The 5,168-nt window shown below is 36.4% G+C and carries 4 protein-coding genes; all 4 read left to right on the forward strand.

Annotation, left to right across the window (positions count from 1 at the left end):
• Positions 1-400: 400 nt before the first annotated feature.
• From WMO18_RS10480 to WMO18_RS10495, 4 genes are read left to right on the forward strand one after another with little or no spacing between them, the layout of a single operon-like run.
• Entirely contained in the window at positions 401-862 is a 462-nt protein-coding gene (locus WMO18_RS10480) for a CtsR family transcriptional regulator (protein ID WP_296076279.1), read from the forward strand.
• Positions 863-874: 12 nt separating this feature from the next.
• Complete coding sequence (locus WMO18_RS10485) at positions 875-1,405, forward strand: UvrB/UvrC motif-containing protein (protein ID WP_022505283.1); 531 nt, start codon at positions 875-877, stop codon at positions 1,403-1,405.
• A complete protein-coding gene (locus WMO18_RS10490; protein WP_248004740.1) occupies positions 1,398-2,390 on the forward strand; it encodes a protein arginine kinase in 993 nt (330 codons plus the stop codon). Before WMO18_RS10485 ends, WMO18_RS10490 begins: the two co-directional genes overlap by 8 nt.
• A 40-nt stretch (positions 2,391-2,430) precedes the next feature.
• The gene (locus tag WMO18_RS10495; RefSeq protein ID WP_211148290.1) at positions 2,431-4,887 is read left to right on the forward strand and encodes an ATP-dependent Clp protease ATP-binding subunit; all 2,457 of its coding nucleotides are present in this window, start codon (positions 2,431-2,433) and stop codon (positions 4,885-4,887) included.
• Positions 4,888-5,168: the final 281 nt, after the last annotated feature.

Here is a 5,168-nt window from a genome sequence, read left to right on the forward strand (position 1 = left end):
ATTTACGAGCGACAGCTCCCTTTACACAAGGGAGCCTTATTTGCTAAAATTTGTTACTACCTACTTACCCCTACAAACCCTAATTTATCGAACTAACCTTAACCAATAATCCAAATTGAAAAGACAAATATCTAATTCACCTTTACCCACAAACAAAATTAAAAAAGGTTAAAAAATATAGTGGAAAGTCAAACTTTTTATTAAAGGTCAAAAAAAGTCTAAAATTTTTAAAAATTTAAGAAAACAAGAGTATTAGTGAGCTAATTTAAGATAAACGGATTTAGTGGTTCGTATTTGACTTTCTTTGACTTTGACTTTATCTGACTTTAGACCTATAATAAAGTCACAAAATTAAGAGAGGTTAAGAAAAGAACCTTCAATATATAGATATTGAAAAGAGATGAGTAGTATGAAGATGAGTGACTTAGTAGCTCAAACGATTTTGGAAATGCTGGATGACCACAACGGGAACGCAGAAATCCAAAGAAATGAACTTGCTACTACCCTTGGGTGTGTGCCAAGTCAGATAAATTATGTTATTACCAGCCGGTTTACACCGGAACAAGGATATATGGTTGAATCAAGACGAGGAGGTGGCGGTTATATCCGAATTACAAGAGTTCACGCTGATAACGAAACACTTGTAATGCACATTGTCAATTCTATCGGTGATAAAATTGATAAGGTAACTGCAGAGGTGATGATTAAAAATTTATACCGTCAGCAACTACTTGATAGAAAGTTAGCTAATGTAATGATGGTTGCATTGTCAGACAGAGCTTTGGCGACTGCTCCACAAAACATTAGAGATAGTTTAAGGGCATCAATATTTAAGAATATGTTGATTGCAACAATTAGCTAGGAGGAATGATTTATGAAATGTCAAAAATGTGGTAAGAATAATGCCAATACTCATATTAAAACAATAATCAACGGTGACTACAAAGAATATGATTTGTGTCCTGAATGTGCAAAGGAAATGGGCTATACAACAAACAGCTTCTTCTCTGACTTTGGTTCAGAATTTAACAGTTTGTTAGGTTCATTCTTCGGTAACACATTACCATCAAGAAGTCAGTCAACACACTGCAAAACTTGTGGCAGTACCTATTATGATATTGCCGACAGTGGTATGGTAGGTTGTGCAGATTGTTATGACACCTTCTTTGATATGCTTTTACCATCAATCAGAAGAATTCATGGCAACACAACCCATTGTGGCAAGAAGTCAGTAGCCGGTATTGAATATACCGAAACTCCTGATAATGTAGAAGAAAAGCCACAACCAAAGGATAAGTTGTCCGACCTAAAGGCAAGACTTGATGAGGCAGTTAAGGTTCAGAACTTTGAAGAGGCTGCTAAGTTAAGAGATGAAATCAAGGCAATGGAGGACAACAATGGATAATAATATTGTAATATCAACCAGAATAAGACTTGCAAGGAACTTGAAGGATTATCCTTTTCCTTGCAGGTTAAGTGACAAAGGCAAAGCTGAAGTTGATGAAAAGGTAAGGAAGGCACTTATTAACGGTAACTCAGCTATAGCAAAGGATTTTCAGTATATTGATTTTGACAATATGTCAGAAACAATGAAGGTTTCTTTAGTTGAGAAACACCTTGTAAGTCCCGAATTTATCAGCAATACTTCAGGCAGAGCAGTTTTGTTACTTAACAACGGTACAGTTTCCATTATGCTAAATGAAGAGGACCATATAAGACTACAGGTTATTGAAAATGGTTTTTGTCTTGATGAGGCTTATGACTTAGCTGACAAGCTAGATACATTGCTTGATGAGCAACTTAATTTTGCTTTTAATGAAAAGTTAGGTTACTTAACTCAGTGTCCTACCAACTTAGGTACAGGTATGAGAGCATCAGTAATGTTGCATTTACCGGCACTGAAAAAGTCAGGTGCTATGAATATGTTAGCCAATAATCTTAATAAATTAGGTCTTACAATTCGTGGAGCACATGGTGAGGGTTCTTCCTCTGAAGGTGCTATTTATCAGCTGTCTAACCAAGTTAGCCTTGGTATTTCTGAGAAGTCAGCAATAGAAAATCTAAAGAACATTACAAACCAACTTATTAGTCAAGAATTAAAGCAAAGAGAAACTTTGGTAAAGTCTATTGAAACCAAAGACAAGGTTATGCGTTCATTGGGTATTCTAAAGACAGCTTGTATTATGAGCCACAAAGAGGCAGTAAACTTACTTTCAAATGTGCGATTTGGCATAAGTACCGGGTTGATTGACAATATTAACATTGAAACAATTAATGATTTATTAATAGAAATACAACCTGCAACACTAATGACTATTTTAGGTGAACAAATCACAGTAAAAGATAGAGATATTAGTAGGGCAGAATATATTAGAAATAAGTTAAACTGATAAGGAATTTGCTTTCCTTATCGAAAGGAAGGTGTTATTTATGTATAACTTCAAAGGTTTCACACAAAAAGCTAATGATGCACTAAACGGTGCAATTAAGGTAGCATCTGAACTAGGCCACACATATGTAGGTACAGAACATTTGCTACTTGCACTTACACAGGATAAAGAGGGTTTTGCATCAACTATCCTTTCTCAATCAGGTGTAAAAGAAACTGACCTTAGAAACGCAATTGAACACACAATCGGTGTAGGTTCAAAGAGTGTTCTTTCTATTGAAGACTTTACTCCAAGACTAAAGAGAGTTATGCAAAAGGCTGTATATATTGCTAACAGAATTGGCAACAACTTTGTTGGCACAGAACATTTACTACTTGCAATTCTATCTGATAACGACAGTTACTCAGTAAGTTTTTTAAGAGAACTTGGTGCTAATACCGATAATATTGTGAGAGAAATCAGCAACTCACTAAACCTAGGCAATGGTGAAGATAACTTCCAGTCTATGAATGGTATGGGTGCTGACGGTCAAGGTATGGGTGGCAACGGTTCTACTAAGGCTCTTGATACTTATGGCAGAGATTTAACAGAGGCTGCAAGAAAGGGCGAGATTGACCCTGTAATTGGCAGAACTGAAGAAATTCAGAGAGTAGTACAAATCCTTTGCCGTAGAACAAAGAACAACCCTGTTCTAATCGGTGAACCCGGTGTAGGTAAAACAGCAGTTGCCGAAGGTCTTGCTCTAAAGATTGCCAACGGTGAAGTACCGGAAATTCTAAAGGATAAGAGAATTATTGCTCTTGACCTTAACTCAATGATTGCCGGTGCAAAGTACAGAGGTGACTTTGAAGAGAGAATTAAGGGTATCATTGAAGAAGTAAAGAATACTAACAATGTTATCCTATTTATTGATGAACTTCACACAATTATCGGTGCAGGTTCAGCAGAAGGCTCAACAGATGCTGCTAATATTCTAAAGCCTTCTCTGGCAAGAGGTGACTTCCAGGTACTTGGTGCAACAACTATCAATGAATACAAGAAGTACATTGAAAAAGATGCAGCTCTGGAAAGAAGATTTCAACCTGTTAAGGTTGGTGAACCAAGTGAAGATGAGGCTATACAAATCCTTAAAGGTTTAAGAGACAGATATGAGGCTCACCATAAGGTAAAGATTACCGATGAGGCTATTGAGGCAGCAGTAAAGCTATCTTCAAGATATATTGCAGACCGTTTCCTACCTGATAAGGCAATTGACCTTATTGATGAATCAGCTTCAAGAGTAAGACTTGAAGGCATGACAATGCCTACCGATGTTAAGTCTATTGAAGATAAGATTAAGGAACTTGAAAAGGAAAAGGAAGCAGCAGTTGCATCTCAAAACTTTGAAAAAGCTGCAAAGCTAAGAGATGAACAAAAGTCACTTGACGAAAAGCTAAATACTGAAAAGGAAAAGTGGCACAAGGATAATCAGCAAGGTGGAGAAGTTACTGCCGAAGATATTGCAAAGATTGTTTCTGACTGGACAGGTGTACCTGTTGTACAGCTAACTCAGGAAGAGTCTGAAAGATTACTAAAGATGGAAGAAATTCTTCACAAGAGAGTTATCGGTCAGGATGAAGCAGTTTCAGCAATCAGCAGAGCTATCAGAAGAGGTAGAGTAGGTCTAAAAGACCCTAAGCGTCCTGTGGGTTCATTTATCTTCCTAGGACCAACAGGTGTAGGTAAAACAGAACTTTGTAAGTCACTTGCAGAGGTTATGTTTGGTGATGAAAATGCTATGATCAGACTTGATATGTCTGAATATATGGAAAAGCACACAGTCAGCAAACTAATCGGTTCACCTCCAGGATATGTTGGTTATGATGAAGGTGGTTACCTAACAGATAAGGTTCGTCGTAAACCATATTCAGTTATCTTGTTTGATGAAATTGAAAAGGCTCATCCTGATGTATTTAACATCTTGCTACAGATTCTTGAAGATGGTCGTCTAACAGATAGCCAAGGCAGAACAGTTGATTTTAAGAACACTGTTATCATTATGACAAGTAATGTTGGTGCAAGAATTATTACAGATCATCAGAACAGTTCCCTAGGCTTCTCATCAGAAAAAGAAAAGGAAAATTCTTTTGAAGAAGTTAAGAGCAAGGTTATTGATGAACTAAAGAGTATGTTCAGACCGGAATTCCTAAACCGTGTTGATGACATTATTGTATTCAACAAGCTAAATCAGAAGGATATTGAACAAATTGCCGGTAAGATGCTTGATACTCTAAAGAAAAGACTACATGGTCTTGGTGTTGATATTACTTTCACAGATACAGCAGTTAAGGAAATTGCTAAGGAAGGTTACGACCCCGATTACGGTGCAAGACCTCTAAGAAGAGCAATCACAACCAAGATTGAAGATGCCCTGTCTGAACAAATGCTTGAAGGTAAAGTATCTAAGGACAACAAAATTACTTGTGACTTCAAGGATAATGCCTTTACTTTTGAGTAATTTTAATATAGTGCATAGCTAGTGGTAATTTAAAATTGATTTGCTATCCACCTAAATTATCACTAGCATCAGCACAGTAGAATTTACCGTTATTCCCTAATCCTTAATATATACTAATAACCCACTAGTTAGCTAGTGGGTTATTTCTTTGTGTAATATTACGATATTGTACTAATGTATGTGCTAAAATGATATGACCCAATAAAAAAGAGGAGTAACTTCAAAATATGGTATAATGGAATAGCTAAAAAAACATTAACCTAAGAAAGAAGTACTCCTCA

It is taken from the genome of Ruminococcoides intestinihominis (genome assembly GCF_040096285.1).
Taxonomy (GTDB): Bacteria; Bacillota; Clostridia; order Oscillospirales; family Acutalibacteraceae; genus Ruminococcoides; species Ruminococcoides intestinihominis.